At 73.5% G+C, this 22,530-nt stretch carries 15 protein-coding genes; 12 read left to right on the forward strand and 3 right to left on the reverse strand.

Annotated elements, in window-relative coordinates; all coding sequences use genetic code 11:
- Window positions 1-22 precede the first annotated feature (22 nt).
- The 5 genes from miaA to hflX all read left to right on the forward strand — a co-directional run bounded on the left by miaA (window position 23) and on the right by hflX (window position 6,913).
- On the forward strand, window positions 23-967 hold the full coding sequence (gene miaA, locus ACZ5OX_RS32760; protein WP_465635080.1) for a tRNA (adenosine(37)-N6)-dimethylallyltransferase MiaA: 945 nt from the start codon (window positions 23-25) through the stop codon (window positions 965-967).
- A gap of 228 nt (window positions 968-1,195) precedes the next feature.
- Window positions 1,196-1,708, forward strand: a complete 513-nt coding sequence (locus ACZ5OX_RS32765; RefSeq protein WP_392883641.1) for a hypothetical protein — start codon at window positions 1,196-1,198, stop codon at window positions 1,706-1,708.
- Window positions 1,709-1,834: 126 nt separating this feature from the next.
- On the forward strand, window positions 1,835-2,740 hold the full coding sequence (gene dapF, locus ACZ5OX_RS32770; RefSeq protein WP_465635083.1) for a diaminopimelate epimerase: 906 nt from the start codon (window positions 1,835-1,837) through the stop codon (window positions 2,738-2,740).
- Window positions 2,741-2,951: 211 nt separating this feature from the next.
- A complete protein-coding gene (locus tag ACZ5OX_RS32775) occupies window positions 2,952-5,201 on the forward strand; it encodes a RelA/SpoT family protein (RefSeq protein WP_465635084.1) in 2,250 nt (749 codons plus the stop codon).
- A 209-nt stretch (window positions 5,202-5,410) separates the two neighbouring features.
- Window positions 5,411-6,913 (forward strand): GTPase HflX, encoded by a 1,503-nt coding sequence (gene hflX, locus ACZ5OX_RS32780; protein WP_465635086.1) that lies wholly within the window; start codon window positions 5,411-5,413, stop codon window positions 6,911-6,913.
- Window positions 6,914-6,983: 70 nt separating this feature from the next.
- Here the strand turns inward: hflX and ACZ5OX_RS32785 are convergent, their stop codons facing one another.
- Window positions 6,984-8,102, reverse strand: a complete 1,119-nt coding sequence (locus ACZ5OX_RS32785; RefSeq protein WP_465635088.1) for a trypsin-like serine peptidase — start codon at window positions 8,100-8,102, stop codon at window positions 6,984-6,986.
- Window positions 8,103-8,181: 79 nt separating this feature from the next.
- Window positions 8,182-9,378: a trypsin-like serine peptidase gene (locus tag ACZ5OX_RS32790; RefSeq protein WP_465635090.1), complete on the reverse strand. Its 1,197-nt coding sequence runs from the start codon at window positions 9,376-9,378 to the stop codon at window positions 8,182-8,184.
- Window positions 9,379-9,797: 419 nt separating this feature from the next.
- On the opposite strand from ACZ5OX_RS32790, the gene ACZ5OX_RS32795 reads away from it, so the two are divergent.
- From ACZ5OX_RS32795 to ACZ5OX_RS32815, 5 genes are read left to right on the forward strand one after another with little or no spacing between them, the layout of a single operon-like run.
- Entirely contained in the window at window positions 9,798-11,615 is a 1,818-nt protein-coding gene (locus ACZ5OX_RS32795; RefSeq protein WP_465635092.1) for an IucA/IucC family protein, read from the forward strand.
- The gene (locus tag ACZ5OX_RS32800; RefSeq protein ID WP_392924353.1) at window positions 11,507-12,199 is read left to right on the forward strand and encodes a GNAT family N-acetyltransferase; all 693 of its coding nucleotides are present in this window, start codon (window positions 11,507-11,509) and stop codon (window positions 12,197-12,199) included. Before ACZ5OX_RS32795 ends, ACZ5OX_RS32800 begins: the two co-directional genes overlap by 109 nt.
- Before the next feature lie 9 nt (window positions 12,200-12,208).
- Complete coding sequence (locus tag ACZ5OX_RS32805; RefSeq protein WP_465635094.1) at window positions 12,209-13,609, forward strand: lysine N(6)-hydroxylase/L-ornithine N(5)-oxygenase family protein; 1,401 nt, start codon at window positions 12,209-12,211, stop codon at window positions 13,607-13,609.
- Window positions 13,587-15,410, forward strand: coding sequence for an IucA/IucC family protein (locus ACZ5OX_RS32810; RefSeq protein WP_392883654.1), 1,824 nt, complete (start codon window positions 13,587-13,589; stop codon window positions 15,408-15,410). The genes ACZ5OX_RS32805 and ACZ5OX_RS32810 overlap by 23 nt, the downstream gene beginning before the upstream one ends.
- Window positions 15,411-15,422: 12 nt before the next feature.
- Window positions 15,423-17,546, forward strand: a complete 2,124-nt coding sequence (locus ACZ5OX_RS32815) for an ATP-dependent DNA helicase (RefSeq protein WP_392883655.1) — start codon at window positions 15,423-15,425, stop codon at window positions 17,544-17,546.
- A 141-nt stretch (window positions 17,547-17,687) separates the two neighbouring features.
- On the opposite strand, the gene lexA is transcribed toward ACZ5OX_RS32815, so the two are convergent.
- A complete protein-coding gene (gene lexA, locus ACZ5OX_RS32820) occupies window positions 17,688-18,383 on the reverse strand; it encodes a transcriptional repressor LexA (RefSeq protein WP_449791116.1) in 696 nt (231 codons plus the stop codon).
- Between the two features lie 528 nt (window positions 18,384-18,911).
- Between lexA and nrdR the strand changes: the two genes are divergently transcribed.
- Both nrdR and ACZ5OX_RS32830 read left to right on the forward strand, forming a co-directional pair.
- Window positions 18,912-19,412: a transcriptional regulator NrdR gene (gene nrdR / locus ACZ5OX_RS32825; protein WP_380695744.1), complete on the forward strand. Its 501-nt coding sequence runs from the start codon at window positions 18,912-18,914 to the stop codon at window positions 19,410-19,412.
- A 199-nt stretch (window positions 19,413-19,611) separates the two neighbouring features.
- Window positions 19,612-22,503 (forward strand): vitamin B12-dependent ribonucleotide reductase, encoded by a 2,892-nt coding sequence (locus ACZ5OX_RS32830; RefSeq protein WP_465635098.1) that lies wholly within the window; start codon window positions 19,612-19,614, stop codon window positions 22,501-22,503.
- Window positions 22,504-22,530: the final 27 nt, after the last annotated feature.

A 22,530-nucleotide genomic window follows, 5' to 3' on the forward strand; every position in this document is an offset into this window, starting at 1 on the left:
GCGGTTTTGGGAGACTGGAGCGGTGAGCAGCTCCAGTACCCCGCATGTCGTCTCGGTTGTCGGCGCGACCGCCGCCGGCAAGTCCGACCTGGCCGTCGCCATCGCCCGCAGTCTCGACGGCGAGGTGATCAACACCGACTCGATGCAGCTGTACCGGGGCATGGACATCGGCACCGCCAAGCTCACCACGGCCGAGCGCGGGGGAGTGCCGCACCACCTGCTGGACATCTGGGACGTCACCGAGGCCGCCAGCGTCGCCGAGTACCAGCGGCTGGCCCGGGCCGAGATCGACCGGCTGCTCGCCGCCGGCCGCACGCCCGTCCTGGTCGGCGGCTCCGGGCTGTACGTCCGGGCGGCGATCGACGAGATGGAGTTCCCGGGCACCGACCCGGCGGTGCGGGCCCGGCTGGAGGCCGAGCTGGAGCAGTCCGGCCCGTACGAGCTGCACCGGCGGCTCGCCGAGCTGGACCCGGCGGCCGCCGAGGCGATCCTCACCGGCAACGGCCGGCGGATCGTCCGGGCCCTGGAGGTCATCGAGATCACCGGGCAGCCGTTCACCGCCAACCTGCCGAGCAACACCGCCGTCTACCAGGCGGTGCAGATCGGCGTCGCCGTGCCGCGCCCCGAGCTGGACGAGCGGATCGCCCTGCGGGTCGACCGGATGTGGGAGGCCGGGCTGCTGGACGAGGTGCGGGAGCTGGAGAAGGCCGGGCTGCGGGAGGGGCGGACCGCCTCCCGGGCGCTCGGCTACCAGCAGGTGCTCGACCACTTCGCCGGCGAGTGCACCGAGGACGAGGCCCGGGCCGAGACCGTCCGGGCCACCAAGCGCTTCGCCCGCCGTCAGGAGTCCTGGTTCCGCCGCGACGACCGGATCAACTGGCTCTCCCGACCGGCCGGCACCGACCCCGTCGAGCTGCTGGAACTGTCCCTCGAACTGATCGGCCGTCAGGGAGTTCCGGCCGCGTAGGAAGGGTTTCCGGCCAATCCGGCGGTGCACCTGCGCGCGCAGGGGACCGTGCAGGACGAACCGGCGGTCACGGCCCGATCACGTGATGGCCACGGATCACCCGTCGACCCCGGTCAGGCCGGGAACGCCCCTCTGGACATGCCATCATCGATGCCGTAGGGGTCGGCCGAACGGGCCGACCGTGCCCGGCCGCGAGTCCGCTCGTGTCGAACTGTCAGGGGAGGCCGTGTGTCGACGGGTACCGGCCCCGATTCCGGCCAGAGCGGAAGCGTCACCGCACCGGCCGAGGAGTTCGACGAGTCGACGATGGGCGACCTCCCCGTGCTGACCGGCCTGGAGGCGCCGACCTCCTACGCGGCCGCGGTGCCCGCCCTGGACACCCGCACCCCGCCCGGCGGCGCGGTGCACGAGCGGGAGATCCGCCCGCTGCGCCGGCTGCGCTGGTGGCAGACCCTGCCGATCGCGCTGCTGGGCACCCTCGGCTCGCTGATGTTCGCCTTCCCGCTCGCCTTCGGCTCGGCCGGGGCGCGCGCCACCATGGTCGGGATGCTCGGGCTGCTGCTCACCGCCGCCTCGATGGGCTGGGGCGCGATGGCCGCCCGGCACGCCGGCTACAAGTGGCCGGGGCTGCCGCGCCGGGGCTCCGGGCAGCGGGCCGGCTGGAAGGCCATCGTGGTCTACACCCTGATCGCGGTGGCCGCCTGCGCGCTCGCGGTCTGGCGGGTCGCGTACCTGCGCTGAGCGCCCACCGGTGGCGCCGGTCCGGGAGCGTCCACCGGCGGCGCCGGTCCGGGAGCGTCCGGGGTGGCGCCGGTCCGGGAACGCCCGGGGCGAGCGGGTGGTTCGCCGCTCAGTACCATCGGAGGGGTGAGCGCATCCTCTCCCCAGCAGGTCGGCATCCCCTTCTTCAAGGGGCACGGCACCCAGAACGACTTCGTCATCGTCCCGGACCCGGACGGCGCGCTGGAGATCGGTCCCGAGACCGTCGCCGCGCTGTGCGACCGGCGGGCCGGTGTCGGCGGGGACGGGCTGCTGCGCGTGGTGCGCGCCGCCGCCGACCCGGCCGCCGCGGGGATGGCCGACCGGGCCGAGTGGTTCATGGACTACCGCAACTCGGACGGCAGCATCGCCGAGATGTGCGGCAACGGCCTGCGGGTCTTCGCCCGCTTCCTGGTCGAGGCCGGCCTGGCCGAGCCGGGCGAGCTGGCCGTCGCCACCCGCTCCGGGGTGCTCACCGCGAAGGTCGCCGGGGCCGCCGAGGACGGCACGCCCGGCGACGTCACCATCGACATGGGCCGGGCCCGGCTGCCCGGCCCCGACGGCATCGAGGTCGCGGTCGGAGAGCGGCGCTGGCCGGCCCTGAACGTCAACATGGGCAACCCCCACGCGGTGGCCTTCGTGGAGAGCCTGGACCACGCCGGCGACCTGTTCGACGCGCCGCTCACCAGCCCCGCCGACGCCTACCCGGAGGGCGTCAACGTCGAGTTCGTGGTGGACCGCGGGCCGCGGCACGTCGCGATGCGGGTGCACGAGCGCGGCTCGGGCGAGACCCGCTCCTGCGGCACCGGCGCCTGCGCGGTGGCGGTGGCCGCCATCCGCCGGGACGGCGCCGACCCGGCCGTCACCGGCCAGGCGGTCTCGTACACCGTGGACGTGCTGGGCGGCCGACTGGTCATCACCGAGCACCCGGACGGCCGGGTGGAGATGGCCGGGCCGGCGGTGATCGTGGCCGAGGGGCGCCTGGACGGGCGCTGGTGGGAGTCGGTGCGCTGAGGTCTGCCGGGCCCGAGGCCCGGTTTGCCCAATTCGTGCGGTGACGAATCCCCCCGATCGGGTGATACCGGTCGCGGACGGGAATCAGGGCGTCGCGGAACGTGCTCTGCTCGGTAGCATGGACCACCGGGTCGATCACCCCATGGGGAGGGGTGTCGAGATCACCCCCCTCGCGCGGGGCGGCGCCCGGCGACCGTTGCCGGAGGTGCCGATGACCATCGAAGCAGCCGGGCAGCCCCTGACGGGGCAGCCGACGACCGTACGGCCGGCCGGGGCCAGGAGGCCCCTCGGAGAGCTCGGCCTGGCCGCCCTCGGCCGGGCCGGGCGGGCGGCACTGCTCGCCACCGGCCGGCCACCCGTGCCGGACGCCCTGGAGCCGCTCGTGCGGGTGCACCGCCGGCACCATCCGCAGGCCGACCTCGGCCTGCTCGCCCGGGCGTACCGGCTCGCCGAGGCCAGCCACCGCGGCCAGAAGCGCAAGAGTGGCGAGCCGTACATCACCCACCCGCTGGCCGTCACCATGATCCTGGCCCAACTCGGCGCCGGGACGACCACCTTGGTCGCCTCGCTGCTCCACGACACGGTCGAGGACACCGAGTTGACGCTGGACCAGGTCGGTGCCGGGTTCGGGCCCGAAGTCGCCTACCTGGTCGACGGGGTGACGAAGCTGGAGAAGGTCGACTTCGGCGCCGCCGCCGAGGCCGAGACCTTCCGCAAGATGCTGGTCGCCACCGGGGACGACGTCCGGGTGATGGTGATCAAGCTGGCCGACCGGCTGCACAACATGCGCACCATCCGGCACATGAAGCCGGCCAGCCAGGTGCGGATCGCCAAGGTCACCCGGGACGTGCTGATCCCGCTGGCCGAGCGGCTCGGCATCCAGGTGCTCAAGGCGGAGCTGGAGGACATCGTCTTCGCCACCCTGCACCCCGAGGAGCACGCCCGCACCCGCGCCCTGATGGCCGGTCACGAGTCCGAGCCGGACACCCTGCTGGAGCCCTTCGCCCGCCGGCTGGCCCGCCAGCTGGCCGAGGCCGGGGTGTCCGCCGAGGTGACCGTACGGCCCCGGCACTGCGTCTCGCTGCACCGGGTGCTGCTCCGGCGGGCCGCCGTGCCCGGCCCGGACGGCCGGCCGCAGGGGCCGCGTCCGGCCGACTTCGGGCGGCTGCTGGTGGTGGTCGAGGAGAACGCCGACTGCTACGCGGTGCTCGGCGAGCTGCACACCTGCTGGACGCCGCTGCCCGGGGAGTTCAAGGACTTCGTGGCCGCGCCCAAGTTCAACCTCTACCAGTCGCTGCACACCGCCGTGGCGCTCAGCGGCGGCGCGGTGGTCGAGGTGCTGGTCCGCACCCGGCGGATGCACGAGGTGGCCGAGACCGGGGTGGTCGCGCTCGGGGACCCGTCCCCGGCCGGCGCCGTGCAGGACACCGACGAGCTGGACCGCACCGACCCGGCCCGCCCGGGCTGGCTCAGCCGGCTGCTGGAGTGGCAGCAGGAGACGCCCGACCCGGACGCCTTCTGGTCCACGCTCACCGCCGACCTGGCCGGCGACCGCGAGATCACCGTGGTGACGGAGGGCGGCGAAACGCTTCAGCTGAGGGCGGGCGCCACCTGCGTGGACGCGGCCTACCTGCTCGGCGAGGAGACCGGCCACCGGTGCATCGGCGCGCGGGTCAACGGGCGGCTCACCGCGCTCTCCACCGTGCTGGAGGACGGCGACCAGATCGCGGTGCTCACCGAGACCCTCCCGGCCGGCGGCGGGCAGCCCTCCGGCCCCGCCCCCGAGTGGCTGGCGCACGCCCGCACCCCGGCCGCCCGGCTGGCCATCGAGCGCTGGCTGGCCGGCCACCCGGCCCGGCAGCCGGTGGTCCGCACCGGCCCGGCCGGCGGCCAGCCCGCCCCGCCCGGGCGCCCCGCCACCCGGCGGCCGGGCGCCCCGGTCGCGGTGGCCGGCCGGCCCGGGGCTTCGGTCCGGCTGGCCCGCTGCTGCACCCCGGTGCCGCCGGACGAGGTGGCCGGCTACCCGATCCGCGGCGGAGCGGCGGTCGCGGTGCACCGCACCGGCTGTCCGGCGGGGGAGCGGATGCGCGCGGACGGGCGGGTCGAGCTGGAGGTCCGCTGGTGCCCGGAGGGCGCGCCGGCGGCCGGACACCGGGCGACCCTGCGGGCCGAGGCGCTGAACCGGCCCCGGCTGCTCGCCGACCTCACCGCGGCGATCTCCGGCGCGGGCGTCGGCATCGTCTCGGCCGAGGTCGAGCCGCCGCAGGAGTCCAGGGTCCGGCACACCTACACCGTCGAACTGCCCGAGCCGGCCGCGCTGCCGGGGCTGATGCGGGCGATGCTCAAGGTGTCCGGGGTGTACGACGTGAGCCGCCCGCACGCCCCGGAGGGCGCCCGGGAACCGGGGGAGCGGCCCCCGGGGCGCGCCCCCGGCCCGGTGGCGCGGGGGAAATGGGGATGACCGGCCCGCGCCGGGCGTGCGACCATCATGGGGAATTCACGGCCGGTCCACGGCGTTCTCCGGGCACAGGAGCCCGGGTTCGCGTCCGCGGACCTGAGGGGTAGCTCACCCCGCCCGGACGGTAGCCGGGGCGGCAGCTGGGCAGACTCCGTACGGGACCGCCACCGCGGCCCCCGAAGGCCACCCGTACCAGCGAGCCAAAGGACAGAATGACCTCCACGTTCGACACCCGCGACCACGCCGACGCTCCGCGCCGCCTCGACGGTCTGCGGGCGGAAGCCCTCATGGACGAGGACCTCGCGGCCATCGACGAGGACCTCGGCCACCACTACGACGGCGACCAGTACGACCGCAGCGAGCGAGCCGCCCTGCGCCGGGTCGTCGGCCTCTCCACCGAACTCGAAGACGTCACCGAGGTCGAGTACCGCCAGCTCCGCCTGGAGCGCGTGGTGCTCGTCGGCGTCTGGACGGACGGCACGCTGGAGGAGGCGGAGAACTCGATGGCCGAGCTCGCCGCGCTCGCCGAGACGGCCGGCTCCCAGGTGCTGGACGGCGTCATCCAGCGCCGTGACAAGCCCGACGCGGCCACCTACATCGGCTCCGGCAAGGCGAAGGAGCTGCGGGACATCGTCGCCGCCAGCGGCGCCGACACCGTGGTCTGCGACGGTGAGCTCACCCCCGGGCAGCTGATCCACCTGGAGGACGTGGTCAAGGTCAAGGTCGTCGACCGCACGGCCCTGATCCTGGACATCTTCGCCCAGCACGCCAAGTCCCGGGAGGGCAAGGCGCAGGTCTCGCTCGCGCAGATGCAGTACATGCTGCCGCGGCTGCGAGGCTGGGGTCAGTCGCTGTCCCGGCAGATGGGTGGCGGTGGCTCCGGCACCTCGGGCGGCGGTATGGCCACCCGTGGTCCCGGTGAGACCAAGATCGAGACCGACCGGCGCCGGATCCGCGAGAAGATGGCGAAGCTCCGCAAGGAGATCGCCGACATGAAGAAGGGCCGCGACACCAAGCGCCAGGAGCGCAAGCGCCACCAGGTGCCGTCCGTGGCCATCGCCGGGTACACCAACGCCGGCAAGTCCTCCCTGCTCAACCGGCTCACCGGCGCGGGCGTGCTGGTGGAGAACGCGCTGTTCGCCACCCTGGACCCGACCGTGCGCCGGGCCGAGACCCCGAGCGGGCGGCTCTACACCCTGGCCGACACCGTCGGCTTCGTCCGGCACCTGCCGCACCACCTGGTCGAGGCCTTCCGCTCGACCATGGAGGAGGTCGCCGACGCGGACCTCATCCTGCACGTGGTGGACGGCTCGCACCCCGAGCCGGAGACGCAGCTGGCCGCCGTCCGCGAGGTCATCGTCTCGGTCGACGCGCAGAACGTGCCGGAGATCGTGGTGATCAACAAGGCGGACGCCGCCGATCCGCACGTGCTCCAGCGGCTGCTGCGCCGCGAGCCGCACGCCATCGTGGTGTCGGCCCGCAGCGGCGCGGGCATCGATGAGCTGCTGCAGCTGATCGACGACGAGCTGCCGCGTCCGGCGGTCGAGGTGCGGGCCCTGGTGCCCTACACCCAGGGCGCGCTGGTCTCCCGGGTGCACGCCGAGGGGGAGCTGCTCTCCACCGAGCACACCGGCGAGGGCACCCTGCTGCACGCCAAGGTGCCGGCCGAGCTGGCCGCCGAGCTGGAGTACTTCGCGGTGGCCCTGCAGGGCTGACGCCGGAGCGTACGCGGGGCCCCGGGACGGTGTTCGTCCCGGGGCCCCGCGCGTGCCCGGGCGGGCCGGGTCACCTGACGTTCTTGGCGAAGTAGTCGAAGGCCTGCTTCGCCTGGTCCTGCAGGGAGGGGCCGGCCTGGTAGCCGGCCGGGTTGCGGTCGCCGACCGCGCCGACGCTGATCAGGTTGGGCTTGCCGTCCCTGGTGACGAACCAGCCGCCGCCGGCGGCGCCGGCCGTCATGGTGCAGCCGATCACGTACATCGGCGGCCGGGTCCGGTCGAAGGACAGCCGCCCGGGTGCGGCCGGGGAGTCGCAGTGCGCGAGCTCCAGCCCGTCGAACGGCCGCTCGGCCGGATAGCCGTAGGCGGCGGCCGCGGTGATCTGCTCGCGCGGGGCGTTGAACCAGATCGGCACCGCCCCGCCGACCGCCTCTTCCAGGGACCTGCCGGAGCCGTCCTCGCCGCTCACCCGCAGGACGCCGTAGTCGTACTGGTGGCGGGCGCCGACGCCGCCCTCCTGGAGCCAGGTCGGCGAGACCAGCGCGCGCACCGCCGTCCACCGGCCGTACGGGGCGGCCCGCTGGTCGGGGTTCGGCTTGCCGTGGACCAGCAGGCCGTCCCGGTTGTAGCCCGGCACGAAGACCAGGTTCCGCAGCCAGCCGCCGCCCTTGCCGTCGTGCAGGCAGTGCGCCGCGGTGTACACGAGGTTGCTGCGGCCGGGGTTGACCGGGTCGGAGACCACGGTGGCGGAACAGGCCGCGTCACCCTGCGGCGTGGTCATGAAGAGCCGGCCGACCACCGAGCCGGCCGGGCCGTACGGGTGCGGCTGCGGCGCGGCCGGGACGGCGGCGGGCGGGGCGTCCCGCTCGACGCCGGGCGCGGCGGGGGCGGTCAGGGAGTGCTCCGGGGTGGGCCGGGGCCTGGCGGCGTCCATCCGGGCCGCCGTCCAGGGGCGGGGCGCCGGATCGTCGGCGAAGGCGCTGTCCGCGACGTAGCGGGCCCAGTCCTCCACCTTCCAGCCGCTCAGGTCGCCGGTGCTGGTGGGCGCGGACCGCGGCAGGGCGAGTGGCGCGGTGGGGGGCCGGGCGGGGCCGTCCGGGCCGCACCCGGCCGCGCCCAGCGCGAGCGCGGCGAGCAGCGCGGCGCCGGCCGTCGCGGCCCGGCGCCCGCGGCTGGTGGTTCTCGGCATGCTGGCTCGTCCCCCGTGCTGTGCTGGTGGTTCCGTCACCGCCCCCGGTGGCGGCCGCTGCCGCGTCCCGGGTGGCCGGTCACTTCTTGGAGATCCAGTCCAGCGCCTGCCGGGCGACCGCCTCCAGGTACGGGCCGCTCAGCGAGGTGTGCTCCTGGGTGCCGATCGAGGTGTTGCTGACCAGGGCGGTCCTGCCGTCCGGCATGGTGGCGAACCAGCCGCCGCCGCTGGCGCCCTGGGTCATGTTGCAGCCGATGGTCAGCATGGTCGGGCGCTTGGCGTCGAAGGAGAGCCGGGTGGGCTTGCCGCCTTCGCACCTGTACAGCTCCTGGCCGTCGAACGGCTTCATCAGCGGGTAGCCGACGGCCGCGACCTTGAGCTGGTCGCGCGGGGCGTCGAACCAGACCGGGACGGCCGAACCGACCGTCTCCTCCAGGGACTTGCCGGTGTCGTTCTGGTTGTGCACGCGCATGACCGCGAAGTCGTACTGGTTGGCGGCGTCGCCGCTGCCGCCGCCCTCGACCATCCACTGCGGCGAGGTGGTGACCTGGTCGGCCCACCAGGTGCCGAGCGGGGCCAGCTCGGACAGCGGGGCGCGCTTGCCGCCGCTGGAGGCACCCGAGTTGTTGTAGGCGGGCACGAAGACCAGGTCCTTGTAGAAGTTCCCGCCCTTGCCCTCGTGCACGCAGTGGCCGGCCGTCCAGACCAGGTTGCTCTTGCCCGGGTGCTGCGGGTCGGCGATCACCGTCGCCGAGCAGTTGCCGCGGCCGCCCTGGGCGGAGAAGAACACCTTGCCGGAGGGCTGCTTCGTGTACGGGCGGGGCATCGCCACGGCCTTGACCAGCGCGGGCTCGGGGTCGGTCACGCCGTCGTCGGTGGCCGGCGCGGGCGTGGCCGGGGCGGGCTTGGCGGCGGGCGGCGCCGGGTCGGCGGGCTTGGAGTCGCCCATCTTGTCCGGGTCCCAGAAGTCCTTCACCACCGGGTTGTTGAAGACGTGCTTGGACGCCCACTTGTCCCAGTCCTCGTACTTCCACTTCTTCAGGTCGTCCCAGCTCCTGGGCAGCCCCTCCAGCAGGCTGGTCGGGATCCCGGACGGGAGGGTGATCCCGCCGATCACCCCGCCCGAGCCCGCGGCCGGGGCCGTGGAGGAGGAGGGCGGTGCCGCGGCGGCGGTCCCGCCGCCGCCCGCCGGGCCGTCCGGCCCGCAGGCGGTCACGGCGAGCAGGGTGCCCGCGGCCAGGGCGGCGGCCAGGGCTGACCGGTGGATCGTGGGCATCTGTGCGCTTCCCCCTGTGCTCGTTCGATCGGTGCCGGGTGCCGGGCGGTGCCGGGCCCCCTGACGGTGCCGGGCCGGCGGCTTGGGACCGGAGCGGTACGGGCCCGGCCGGTTCGCGGTGCGGCGCTCCGCCGTCCTGGAGTCTTCCATCGCAGACGAGGACGGCGGTGCCCGCCCCCCGGGTTGCGCCGCGGGCCGGAGGTCACCGATCCGTGACCCGGGCTCGGCCGGCGCACCGGCCCAGCAGGGCGATCGGCCCCGGAGGTGGACAATCGCCGATTCTCACCCGGACGAGTGAGCCGTCCTTGTGATCACCCGTCATGGATAGGTAACCCTTACCTGACGCGACGGTGCGGGTGCCCGCCGATCCCCTCCACCACAGTGCGCGTCCGCACCCCCACGCGCCCCAAGGAGCAGCCTTGAGCACCGCCGCCCTCACCGGAGCCCCGCCCGTACCGCCGCCCGCTGTGGAACGGGCGGACCCCGAGCACGACCTGCTGCTGCACCCCGACCCGGCCGTCGCCGCCGAACAGGCGGGACTGGAGGCCCTGCTGCGCTGCTGGACGCGCGAGACCGGAGCCCGGCCCGGACCGGACGGCCGGCTGCGGATCGCCGTCCTCGGCGGGGCCGCCCGGCTCACCGCCCCCGTCCGCTACTGGTCGCCCGGCGGCTGGCACCGCTTCGGGCCCGCCACCCTCGCGGTCGGGGAGGCCACCGCGGCGGGCGACGTCTCCGAAGCCCCGGTGGACGCCGTCACCACCGCCGCGCTGCTCGCCGCCGCGGCCGCCGAACGGCCCGACCCCGGGCAGGTCGCCGACCTGGCCGCCAGGGTCGCCGACTCGGTCGTGCGCACCGCCGAGATCCTCGCCCACCGCCGCACCGCCGCCACCCCCGGCGGCCCCGAGCGCTCCCGCTTCCTCGCCGCCGAGCAGTCCCTGCTGCTCGGCCACCCGCTGCACCCCACGCCGAAGAGCCGTGACGGCCTCGGCCCCGCCCAGAGCGCCGCCTACTCGCCCGAACTGCACGGCTCCTTCCAACTGCACTGGTACGCCGTGGACCGCGAGCTGCTCGCGGCCGGCTCCGCCGTCGCCGAGAGCGCCGAACAGCTCACCGCCGGCCTCCTCGACGGCGGCGCGGCGCTGCCGCCCGGCACCGCCGCCGTCCCGCTGCACCCCTGGCAGGCCCGCGAACTCGCCCACCGCCCGGCCGTCGCCGCACTGCTCGCCGACGGGCTGCTGCACGACCTCGGCCCGGCCGGCGAGCCCTGGTACCCCACCTCCTCGGTGCGCACCGTCTACCGGCCCGGCACCCCGTGGATGCTCAAGCTCTCGCTCGGCCTGCGGATCACCAACTCCCGCCGGGAGAACCTGCGCAAGGAACTCCACCGCGGCCTGGAGATGCACCGGCTGCTGGAGAGCGGACTGGCCGCCGAGTGGCGGGCCGCCCACCCCGGCTTCGACATCGTCCGCGACCCGGCCTGGATCGGCGTCGACCACCCCGACCTCGGCGACCCGGGCGGCCTGGACACCGTGCTGCGCGCCCAGCCCTTCGCGCCCACCGAGCGCGCGCTGTGCGTCGCCGGACTGGTCGCCGAACAGCCGCTGGGCACCGGCGACACCGTGCCCTCCCGGCTCGGCGACACCCTGCGGGCGCTCGCCGCCCGCTTCGCCCGCCCGCTGCCGACCGTCGCCGCCGAATGGTTCCTGCGCTACCTGGACGCGGTCGTGCTGCCCATCCTCTGGCTGGACGGGCGGGGCGGCATCGCCCTGGAGGCGCACCAGCAGAACAGCCTCGTGCTGCTGGACGCCGCGGGCTGGCCGCGCGGTGGCCGCTACCGCGACAACCAGGGCTACTACTACCGGGAGAGCGCCACCGCCAGGCTCGCCGCCCGGCTGCCCGGGCTCGGCACGGACAGCGACACCTTCCTGCCGGACGAGGTGATCGACCACCACTTCGCCTACTACCTCGGCATCAACCACGTGCTCGGCCTGATCGGCGCCTTCGGCTCCCAGCGGCTCGCCGACGAGACGGTGCTGCTGGCCGCGCTGCGCCGGTTCCTGACCGGCCCGCGGGTCGCCGCCACCGGCTCGGCGCTGCCCGCGCTGCTGCTGGACGCGCCCACTCTGCCCTGCAAGGCCAACCTGCTCACCCGGATCAACGGCATGGACGAGCTGGTCGGCCCGGTCGCCAGCCAGTCCGTGTACGTGGACATCCCCAACCCGGTGGCGGGCGCCTGATGCTCTGCGACCCGCCCGGGTGGGGCTCCGTCCCCACCCCGGCCGGCGAGTTCCGGCTCGGCCCGGTCCGGCTGCCCGCCGACCTGGCACTGCTCGCCGGGTGGATGAACGACCCCGAGGTCGACGCCTTCTGGGAACTCGCCGGGCCGCCGGAGGTCACCGAACGGCACGTCCGGGCCCAGCTGGACGGCGACGGCCGCAGCACCCCGTGCCTCGGCCTGCTCGACGGCGAGCCGCTGAGCTACTGGGAGGTCTACCGCGCCGACCTCGACCCGCTCGCCGCGCACTACCCGGCCCGGCCGCACGACACCGGCGTGCACCTGCTGCTCGGTCCCGCCGCCAGCCGTGGCCGCGGGCTCGGCGCCGTCCTCCTGGCCGCCCTCGCAGAATTGATTCTGCTCCGGAACCCGCGCTGCGAACGGGTGGTGGCCGAGCCGGACGTCCGCAACCGGCGGTCCGTCCGGGCCTTCGAACGAGCCGGATTCCGGGCCGTCGCCGAACTCGACCTGCCCGACAAGCGCGCCGCCCTGATGGTCCGCGACCGGGCCGACGGGCCCGTCGCGCAGGCCCAACTCCCCGCCTAGGACAACCCTGTGGACACCACGACACCCCCTCCGTACGACCTGCTCGGCGTCGGCATCGGTCCGTTCAACCTCTCGCTCGCCGCACTCGCCGAGCCCGTCCCCGGCCTGCGCACGCTCTTCTGCGACCAGCGCCCGGAGTTCCGCTGGCACCACGGGATGCTGGTGGACGGAGCCCGGATGCAGGTGCCGTTCCTCGCCGACCTGGTCTCCCTGGTCGACCCGACCAGCCCGTGGTCCTTCCTCAACTACCTGCGCGACCAGGACCGGCTGTTCCCGTTCTACTTCGCCGAGCGCTTCCAGCTGCCGCGCCGCGAGTACGACCACTACTGCCGCTGGGCCGCCGAGCGGCTCGCCAACTGCCGCTTCGGCACCGAGGTCACCGCCCTGCGCTGGGACGCCCCCTGGTACCGCGTCGAGCTGACCGACACCGCCACCGGCCGGCGCTCCGAGGCCAGGGCCCGCAACCTCGCCCTCGGCGTCGGCACCCGGCCGGTCCTGCCCGAGGCCTTCGCCGCGCTGGCCGGCCACCCCCGGGCCTTCCACTCCGCCGAGTACCTGGACCGCCGCGCCGACCTGGCCGGCACCCGGGACATCACCGTGGTCGGCAGCGGACAGTCCGGCGCCGAGGTCTTCCTCGACCTGCTCCGGCACCACGAGGGCGACGGCGTCCGGCTGCGCTGGCTCACCCGCACCAGGGCGCTCGCCCCCATGGAGTACTCCAAGCTCGGCCTGGAACACTTCACCCCCGACTACACCCGCTACTTCCACGGCCTGCCCGCACCCGTCAGGGACGCGCTGGTCGCCGCCCAGTGGCAGCTGCACAAGGCCGCCAGCGCCGAGACCCTCGCCGAGATCCACGACCACCTCTACGAGCGCACCATCGGCCGCCCGATCGACACCGCCCAGGTCGAGATCACCCCCGGCACCGCCGTCACCGCCGCCCGCCCCGGCCCCTGCGGCGGCCTCGAACTGCACTGCCGGCACACCGACTCCGGCGCCGAACACCTGCTGCGCACCGACGCCGTGGTGCTCGCCACCGGCTACCGGGCGGCCCGCCCGGCCGCCCTCGAACCGCTCGCCGAACTGATCGACTGGGACGAGGCCGGGCGCTACCGGGTCGACCTGGACCACCGGGTCGCCACTCGGCCCGAACTCACCGGCGGGCTGTACGTCCAGAACGCCGAACTGCACACCCACGGCGTCGGCACCCCCGACCTCGGACTCGGCGCCCACCGGGCCGCCGTGATCCTCAACGCCGTCACCGGGCGCACCGTCCACCGGCTGCCCGGCCGCACCGCCTGGACCGGCTTCGCGCCGCCCGTCACGGCCGCCGCGTCCGCGACCTTCGACCAGACCACCGTCGTCCCCCGCCCCCAGGAGTTGACCCGTGCCGCAACCGTCGGCCGCTGAACCGCCGCTCCACCTGCCCCCGCACCTCACCGCTGGGCACTGGCAGCGGGCCGGCCGCGCCCTGCTGGCCAAGATGCTGGGCGAGTTCGCCTACGAGGAGCTGCTCCGGCCCGTCCCCGGGGACGCGCCCGGCGAGTACCGGCTGGAGCTGCCCGAGGCCGAGTACCGCTTCACCGCCCGGCGCGGCGCCTACGACAGCTGGCAGGTCGACCCCGAGTCCGTCCGCTGCTCCCGCCCCGACGGCCTGGACCCGCTGCGCTTCCTCCCGTACGCCCGGCAGACCCTCGGCATGCGCGGCGAGACCACCGGCCACCTGATCCGCGAGCTCTCCGCCACCCTGACCGCCGACGCCCGCCAGCTCGCCACCGCGCTGACCGCCGCCGAACTCGCCGACCTCGACCACACCGCCCTGGAGGGCCGGCAGACCGGCCACCCCTGGATCGTCCCCAACAAGGGCCGGATCGGCTTCTCCTCCGCCGACGCCGCCCGCTGGGCCCCCGAGGCCCGCAGCCCCCGCCCGCTGCCCTGGATCGCCGTCCACCGCCGGCTCGCCGAGTACCGCGGCGTGCCCGGACTCGAGCGGCCCGAGCAGCTGTACGCCCGCGAGCTGGACGACGTGGACGCGCTGCGCGCCGCGCTCGGCCCGGACGCCGAGGACTACCTGCTGCTGCCCGTCCACCCCTGGCAGTGGGACGAGACGATCCTGCCGCTGTTCGCGCCCTGGATCGCCTCCGGCGAGATCGTCCCGCTGCCCTCGGACGGGGACCCACGGCTGCCCCAGCAGTCCATCCGCTCCTTCTTCAACACCGCCCACCCCGAGCGCTGCACGGTCAAGCTGCCGCTGTCCATCCTCAACACCCTGGTCTGGCGCGGCCTGCCGGTCGAGCGCACGCTGGCCGCGCCCACCGTCACCGCCTGGCTGCTCGGAGTGCGCGACGCCGACCCGTACCTGCGCGACGAGTGCCGGGTGATCCTGCTCGGCGAGATCGCCTCCGTCACCGTCGACCACCCGCTCTACCGCGAGCTGCCCGAGGCGCCGTACCAGTACAAGGAACTGCTCGGAGCGATCTGGCGCCAGCCGCTCGGGCCCTTCCTGGCCGAGGGCGAGCGGGCCCGCACCCTGGCCGCGCTGCTGCAGACCGGTTCCGACGGGCGGGCGCTCGCCGCCGAGCTGATCGACCGCTCCGGCCTCGCCCCCGCCGAGTGGACCGCCCGGCTGTTCGCCTCGATGATGCCGCCGCTGCTGCACTTCCTCTACCGCTACGGGCTGGTCTTCTCCCCGCACGGCGAGAACGCCATCGTGGTCTTCGACTCCTCCGAGGCGCCCGCCCGGCTCGCGGTCAAGGACTTCGTGGACGACGTCAACCTCAGCGCCCAGGGCCTGCCCGAACTCCACGGCCTGCCCGCCGAGGTGGCCGAGGTCCTGCTGCGGGAGAGCCCGCAGGGGCTCTGCCAGTTCATCCACTCCGGGCTGTTCATCGGCGTCTTCCGCTACCTCGCCCCGCTCCTGGAGGCGCAGACCGGACTGCCCGAGACCGAGTTCTGGGCGCTGCTGCGCGCCGAGGTGCTGCGCTACCAGGACCGCTTCCCCGAGCTGAGCGAGCGCTTCGAGCTGTTCGACCTGTTCCGCCCCCGGATCGACCGGCTCTGCCTCAACCGCAACCGGCTGCTGCTGGACGGCTACCAGGACCGCCCGCACCGCCCGCACGCCGCCCGGTACGGGACCGTGCCCAACGCGCTGGTCGCCGTGGACGTGCGACTGCCCGGGCAACGGAACCGGATTGTCACCCCCGCCCCGTAGGGTGGGAGGGTCATGACGAACGACTCCGAATCCCACGACTCCGAATCCCAGCGGGCGGCGGACCTCGGCGACGAGGCCGAGGAAGCCGTAGCCGTCCCGCGCTCGCGGATCCCCGAACTGCTGCACGCCGCGGTGGCGGCCGTCGGCGGTGTGGAGCGCCCCGGTCAGGTCCGGATGGCCGAGGCCGTCGCCGATGCCGTCGACCACGGCGAGCACCTGCTCGTCCAGGCCGGCACCGGCACCGGGAAGTCCCTGGCCTACCTGGTGCCCGCGCTCGCCCACGGCGACCGCGTGGTGGTCGCCACCGCCACCCTGGCGCTGCAACGCCAGCTGGTGGAGCGGGACTTGCCGCGCACCGTCGACGCGCTGCACCCGGTGCTGCGCCGCCGCCCGCTGTTCGCGATGCTCAAGGGCCGCTCCAACTACCTGTGCCTGCACCGGGCCAACGAGGGCACGCCGAGCGACGAGGGCGAGGGCCTGTTCGACCCGGTGGACGCGCTCGGCGGGCCCACCGGGAAGCTCGGGCAGGACGTGCTGCGGCTGCGCGACTGGGCCGACGAGACCGACACCGGGGACCGCGACGACCTCAGCCCCGGCGTCTCCGACAAGGCCTGGGCCCAGCTGTCGGTCACCTCCAAGGAGTGCCTGGGCGCCACCCGCTGCCCATACGGGCAGGAGTGCTTCGCGGAGAAGGCGCGGGAGCGGGCCAAGCTGGCGGACGTCGTGGTCACCAACCACGCGATGCTCGCGATCGACGCGATCGAGGGCGCGCCGGTGCTGCCCGAGCACGGGCTGCTGATCGTGGACGAGGCGCACGAGCTGGTCAACCGGGTCACCGGCGCGGCCACCGCCGAGCTGACCGTCGGCGCGGTCAACCGGGCGGTGAAGCGGGCCGCGCGGCTGGCCAACGAGAAGGCCGTCGACGCGCTCCAGGCCGCCGCCGAGAACTACCACGGCCTGATGGAGACCGCCCAGCCCGGGCGGGTCGAGGAACTGCCCGAGTACCTGGCGTACGCGGTCACCGCGATCCGGGACGCCTCCCGGCAGGTGATCACCTCGCTCGGCGAGACCAGGGACAAGGGGCTCAGCGACGAGGACGCCGTCCGCAAGCAGGCGATGGCCTCGGCCGAGGCGCTGCACGAGACGGCCGAGCGGCTGTTGGAGGACTCCGAGTACGACGTGGTCTGGATCGAGCGCAGCGACCGCTACGGGCTGGGCACCGCCTCGCTGCGGGTCGCCCCGCTGAGCGTCTCCGGGCTGCTGCGCGAGGGCCTGTACAAGGAGCGCTCGGTCGTCCTCACCTCGGCCACGCTCAAGCTCGGCGGGGACTTCAACGGTGTCGCCGCCTCGGTCGGCCTGCCGTCCGAGACGCGGCTGCCGGACGTCCGCACCGACGGGGACAACCCCGAGCCGGGCTTCGGGGAGGACGCCGTCCCGCACTGGCGCGGGATCGACGTCGGCTCGCCGTTCAAGTACCCCAAGCAGGGCATCCTGTACGTCGCCAAGCACCTGGCCGACCCCGGGCGGGACCCGGAACGGCCGGACATGCTGGACGAGTTGGCCGAACTGATCGGCGCGGCCGGCGGGCGGACGCTGGGCCTGTTCTCCTCGATGCGCGGCGCCCAGACGGCCGCCGAGGCGATGCGCGAGCGACTGGACAACCGCGTCCTGCTCCAGGGCGAGGACACCCTGGGCGAGTTGATCCGGGAGTTCGCCTCGGACGCGACCACCTGCCTGTTCGGCACGCTCTCGCTCTGGCAGGGCGTGGACGTGCCCGGCTCGGCCTGCCAGCTGGTGGTGATGGACCGGATCCCGTTCCCCCGGCCGGACGACCCGCTGATGAGCGCCCGCCAGAAGGACGTCGAACAGCGCGGCGGGAACGGCTTCATGGCCGTCGCGGCGACGCACGCGGCACTGCTGATGGCGCAGGGAGCGGGCCGGTTGGTGCGCGCGGCCGACGACCGGGGCGTGGTCGCGGTGCTGGACCCGCGGGTGGAGACCAAGCGGTACGGGGGCTTCTTCCGGTCCTCGATGCCGGAGTTCTGGTACACCACGGACCGCAACCAGGTGCGCCGCTCGCTGGCGGCGATCGACGCCTCGGCGGCGCCGGTGCGGCCGGTGGTGAAGCGGGGCTGAGGGCCCCGCCGCGGTACACGACGCCGGAGGGGCTCCCCGTGGTCGCGGTGGAGCCCCTCTCCCGTGTACGGCGGCCCCGGGTACGGCGGCCCGGGGTACGGCGGCCCGGGTGCGGTGGTCTGTGGCGGTGCGCGCCGTACGTCAGAGGCGGCGCAGGACCGCGACGACCTTGCCCAGGATGGTCGCGTTGTCGCCGTTGATCGGCTCGTACGCGGAGTTGTGCGGCATGAGCCAGATCCGGCCGTCCTCGCGCTTGAGCCGCTTGACGGTGGCCTCGCCGTCGATCATCGCGGCGACGATGTCGCCGTTCTCGGCGACCGGCTGGCGGCGCACGGTGACCCAGTCGCCGTCGCAGATGGCCGCCTCGATCATCGAGTCGCCGCGCACGGTGAGCGCGAACAGCTCACCCTCGCCGACCAGCTGGCGGGGCAGCGGGAAGACGTCCTCGACCGTCTGCTCGGCCAGGATCGGCCCGCCGGCGGCGATCCGGCCGACCAGCGGGACGTAGGAGGTGGACGGGCGGCCGGCCGTCTCGGCGGTGTTCGGGCGGGCCACCTCGACGCCACGGACCTCGTAGGCGCGCGGACGGTGCGGGTCCCGGCGGAGGAAGCCCTTGCGCTCCAGGGCCATCAGCTGGTGGGCGACCGAGGAGGTGCTGGACAGGCCGACGGCCTGGCCGATCTCGCGCATGGACGGCGGGTAGCCGCGGCGCTGCACGGAATCCCGGATGACCTCGATCACCCGGCGCTGGCGCTCGGTGAGCCCGGCCTCGTCGGTGCGGATGCCGGGCGGGCGGCCGGGCATGGCGCGGGCGGGGGAGGAGTGGCTGTCGTCCATGGCGGCGGAGTGTTCGATCGGCTGGTCGGGGACGCGGGGCGCCCCGGAAAGGGCCGCGCCGGAGAGACGGTGGTCTTCGCTACGGTCCATGTTGATGTCCACACCCTGCTGATTCATGGTGCGCTGCCCCACCTTGAACTGGGAGTGTTCCTGCACCGGGATGGTGTTGCTTTCGATCGTGTTCACGGCGGCCCCTCTCGACGGCTGTCCTCTCCCTTTTCCAGCCCAACGCGCCTCCTATCGAAAGGTTGCGCCAAACACACGTTCGAGTGAATTATTCGGGAGTTGACTGACTCGATCAAGGCTTTGTTGTACATCGAGTAAATGTTCGAGCAGAACTCGACCTCGGCAGTCTAATCGGCACCGACACGCCAGGGCGCCCACCTCCCCCTGAGACCTAGATGTAGTGGCTACAGTCCTCTCCGTGCCCAGTACTAGTGGTCACCCCGCATGATCAGCTTGCCGAGGCCGGGGGCACATCGCATAGACTCGACTGGTCCGAACGTTCTGCCAGGGAGGGATCCCGAGGTGCACTGCCCCTTCTGCCGGCACTCCGACAGCCGTGTTGTCGACAGCCGGACCACCGAGGACGGCAGCTGCATTCGCCGCCGTCGGCAGTGCCCGGACTGCGGTCGCCGCTTCACCACGGTGGAGACGGCCGCACTGATGGTCATCAAGCGCAGCGGCGTCACCGAGCCGTTCTCCCGGCAGAAGGTCATCACCGGCGTCCGCAAGGCCTGCCAGGGCCGTCCCGTCACCGAGGACGCGCTGGCCCAGCTCGGCCAGCGGGTCGAGGAGTGCGTGAGAGCCAGCGGCAACGCCGAGCTGACCACCCACGACGTGGGGCTGGCCATACTCGGCCCGCTCAAGGAACTCGACGTGGTCGCCTACCTGCGCTTCGCCTCCGTGTACCAGGCGTACGACGGACTGGAAGACTTCGAGGCCGCCATCGCGGAACTCCGCGCCGAGCGGCCCCACACCCCGGAGACGGACGACACCTGCGTGTCCGTCTCCGCCGCCGCGCCCTAGCCGGCGCCGGGCCCCTGGCCCGCCCTGTTCCGCAACACCACGGCCCCGCGGGGCCCACGCGTGCCCGAAATCGGGGCACGAAACACTACAAACCGTGCGCAAGCAGGCTGGGTCTCCGCCTGCCCGCACACCGGAAGAACGAACCAGCAGTGCCCGGACTTTTAGGGGCACTTCGGGCGTTTGCCCAGGAGGAGGAAAAGTGACAGACACCACGAGCGGTTCCGCGCGCGGGTCGAAGTCCGAGAAGGCCGCGGCCAAGGGCGCCAAGGCCCCGAAGGGCGGTCTCCGGATGGAGCGCATCTACACCACTCCTGGCGTGCACCCGTACGACGAGGTCCGCTGGGAGCGGCGCGACGTCGTCATGACCAACTGGCGCGACGGCTCGATCAACTTCGAGCAGCGCGGCGTCGAGTTCCCCGACTTCTGGTCGGTCAACGCCGTCAACATCGTCACGTCCAAGTACTTCCGCGGCGCCGTCGGCACCCCGCAGCGCGAGTGGAGCCTGAAGCAGATCATCGACCGCGTGGTGCTCACCTACCGCGCCGCCGGCGAGAAGCACGGCTACTTCGCCTCCAAGGACGACGCCGAGATCTTCGAGCACGAGCTGACCCACGCCCTCCTCCACCAGGTGTTCAGCTTCAACTCGCCGGTCTGGTTCAACGTCGGCACCAAGCAGCCCCAGCAGGTCAGCGCCTGTTTCATCCTGTCCGTCGACGACTCCATGGAGTCGATCCTCGACTGGTACAAGGAAGAGGGCATGATCTTCAAGGGCGGCTCCGGCGCCGGCCTCAACCTCTCCCGGATCCGCTCCTCCAAGGAACTGCTCTCCTCCGGCGGCAACGCCTCCGGCCCGGTCTCCTTCATGCGCGGCGCCGACGCCTCGGCCGGCACCATCAAGTCCGGTGGCGCCACCCGCCGCGCGGCCAAGATGGTCGTCCTCGACGTCGACCACCCGGACATCGAGGCCTTCATCGAGACCAAGGTGAAGGAGGAGGAGAAGATCCGCGCCCTGCGCGACGCGGGCTTCGACATGGACCTCGGCGGGGACGACATCACCTCCGTCCAGTACCAGAACGCCAACAACTCCGTCCGCGTCAACGACGAATTCATGACCGCCGTCGAGAACGGCACCGAATTCGGCCTGCGCGCCCGGATGACCGGCGAGGTCCTCGAGACCGTCGACGCGAAGAAGCTGTTCCGCAAGATGGCCGAGGCCGCCTGGGCCTGCGCCGACCCCGGCATCCAGTACGACACCACGATCAACCACTGGCACACCTGCCCGGAGTCCGGCCGCATCAACGCGTCCAACCCCTGCTCCGAGTACATGCACCTGGACAACTCCAGTTGCAACCTCGCCTCGCTCAACCTGATGAAGTTCCTGCGCGAGGACGACTCCTTCGACGCGGAGGCCTTCGCCAAGGTCGTCGAGCTGGTCATCACCGCGATGGACATCTCCATCTGCTTCGCCGACTTCCCCACCGAGAAGATCGGCGAGACCACCCGCGCCTTCCGCCAGCTCGGCATCGGCTACGCCAACCTCGGCGCCCTGCTGATGGCCACCGGCCACGCCTACGACAGCGAGGGCGGCCGCGCCCTGGCCGGCGCCATCACCTCGCTGATGACCGGCACCGCCTACCGCCGCGGCGCCGAACTCGCCGGCGTGGTCGGCCCGTACGACGGCTACGCCCGCAACGCGACCGCCCACCGGCAGGTCATGAAGCAGCACGCGGACGCCTCACTGGACGCCGTCTCGGTGGACGACCTGGACTCCCCGGTCTGGCTGGCCGCCAACAGGACCTGGCAGGACGTGCTGCGCCTCGGCGCGCAGAACGGCTTCCGCAACGCCCAGGCCTCGGTGCTCGCCCCGACCGGCACCATCGGCCTGATGATGGACTGCGACACCACCGGCGTCGAGCCCGACCTGGCCCTGGTCAAGTTCAAGAAGCTCGTCGGCGGCGGCTCGATGCAGATCGTCAACGGCACCGTCCCGCGCGCCCTCAAGCGCCTCGGCTACCAGGACGAGCAGATCGAGGCGGTCGTCGCCCACATCGCCGAGCACGGCAACGTGGTGGACGCGCCGGGCCTGAAGCCCGAGCACTACGAGGTGTTCGACTGCGCGATGGGCGAGCGCGTCATCTCGGCCATGGGCCACGTGCGCATGATGGCGGCGATCCAGCCGTGGATCTCGGGCGCCATCTCCAAGACCGTGAACATGCCCGAGAGCGCCACCGTGGAAGAGGTCGAGGAGATCTACTTCCAGGCCTGGAAGCTCGGGGTGAAGGCCCTGGCCATCTATCGCGACAACTGCAAGGTCGGCCAGCCGCTCTCGGCGAAGACCAAGTCCTCCGAGGCCGCCGAGGCCAAGGTCGAGGAGGCCCCGGCCGCCGCGGTCGAGAAGGTGGTCGAGTACCGCCCGGTCCGCAAGCGCCTGCCCAAGGGCCGTCCGGGCATCACCACCTCCTTCACGGTCGGTGGCGCCGAGGGCTACATGACCGCCAACTCCTACCCGGACGACGGTCTGGGCGAGGTCTTCCTGAAGATGTCCAAGCAGGGCTCGACCCTCGCGGGCATGATGGACGCCTTCTCCATCGCCGTCTCGGTCGGCCTCCAGTACGGCGTGCCGCTGGAGACCTACGTCTCGAAGTTCACCAACATGCGCTTCGAGCCGGCCGGTCTGACCGACGACCCGGACGTGCGGATGGCGCAGTCGATCGTCGACTACATCTTCCGCCGCCTGGCGCTCGACTTCCTGCCGTTCGAGACCCGCTCGGCGCTCGGCATCCACTCCGTCGAGGAGCGCCAGCGCCACCTGGAGACGGGCTCGTACGAGCCGCTGGAGGCCGAGGAGCTCGACACCGAGTCGCTCGCCCAGTCCGCCCCGGTCGCCGCCAGGCCGGCCGTGGTCCCGGCCCCGGCCGTCGAGGCGCCCAAGGCGGCCCCGAAGCAGGCCCACAACTCCACGGAGCTGATGGAGATCCAGCTCGGCCTCAACGCCGACGCCCCGCTCTGCTTCTCCTGCGGCACCAAGATGCGCCGCGCCGGCAGCTGCTACCTCTGCGAGGGCTGCGGCTCCACCAGCGGCTGCAGCTGACCGCGCCCGACCCCGGTGGTCGCCTCC

Source organism: Kitasatospora sp. NPDC032121, assembly GCF_055580145.1.

Excerpts from the sequence above, each read along its gene's own strand:
- ACZ5OX_RS32775 (WP_465635084.1), top strand. The coding sequence starts at position 2,952 with ATGACCATCGAAGCAGCCGGGCAGCCCCTGACGGGGCAGCCGACGACC.
- lexA (WP_449791116.1), bottom strand. The coding sequence starts at position 18,383 with ATGGACGACAGCCACTCCTCCCCCGCCCGCGCCATGCCCGGCCGCCCG.
- ACZ5OX_RS32785 (WP_465635088.1), bottom strand. The coding sequence starts at position 8,102 with ATGCCGAGAACCACCAGCCGCGGGCGCCGGGCCGCGACGGCCGGCGCC.
- ACZ5OX_RS32790 (WP_465635090.1), bottom strand. The coding sequence starts at position 9,378 with ATGCCCACGATCCACCGGTCAGCCCTGGCCGCCGCCCTGGCCGCGGGC.
- hflX (WP_465635086.1), top strand. The coding sequence starts at position 5,411 with ATGACCTCCACGTTCGACACCCGCGACCACGCCGACGCTCCGCGCCGC.
- ACZ5OX_RS32815 (WP_392883655.1), top strand. The coding sequence starts at position 15,423 with ATGACGAACGACTCCGAATCCCACGACTCCGAATCCCAGCGGGCGGCG.